General features: G+C 46.6%; 1 protein-coding gene. It reads left to right on the top strand.

Annotated features, from left to right (window positions below; all coding sequences use genetic code 11):
• Positions 1-526: tripartite tricarboxylate transporter permease (locus tag KIV40_RS30125; RefSeq protein WP_285352942.1), on the top strand; the 526-nt coding region annotated here is incomplete at both ends.

Genomic DNA, 526 nt, shown 5'->3' with positions numbered 1-526 from the left:
CATGCTTCTTATCGCGGCACCAGCGCTTGCAAGCGTATCGCTAAGCTTCCAATCGTCAGACTACTTTGCGCTGATGCTACTTGGCTTGTCGGCAGTTGCAGCCTTTGCTGGACCGGGACAAGTGATCAAAGCATGGATGATGACCATTCTTGGTTTGATGCTTTCAACGGTAGGTATCGATAAAGGTGTCGGTGTTGAACGATTCACTTTCGGCTTAACCGATTTAATGGACGGCTTCAGCTTCTTACTACTCGCGATGGCAACATTCGCGCTTGGTGAAACTCTGATGGGTGTGCTTAAACCTCAAAAAGACACCAGTGAAGAAGAAAGCCGTAAAATGTCCGACATCGGCAGCATGAAAGTGACTAAAGAAGAAGTTAAAGACGTAGCTCCTGTATCAATTCGTTCTTCTATTCTTGGTTTCTTTACTGGCGTACTACCAGGTGCTGGTGCCACTATCGCAGCTTTCCTAAGCTATGGTATGGAATGTAGTCTAGCGCCAAAAGAGAAGCAGAAAGAGTTTGGT

The organism is Vibrio sp. D173a (assembly GCF_030248475.1).
Note: the sequence above shows the minus strand (reverse complement) of the source record. Positions and strands in the feature narration are given on the sequence as shown.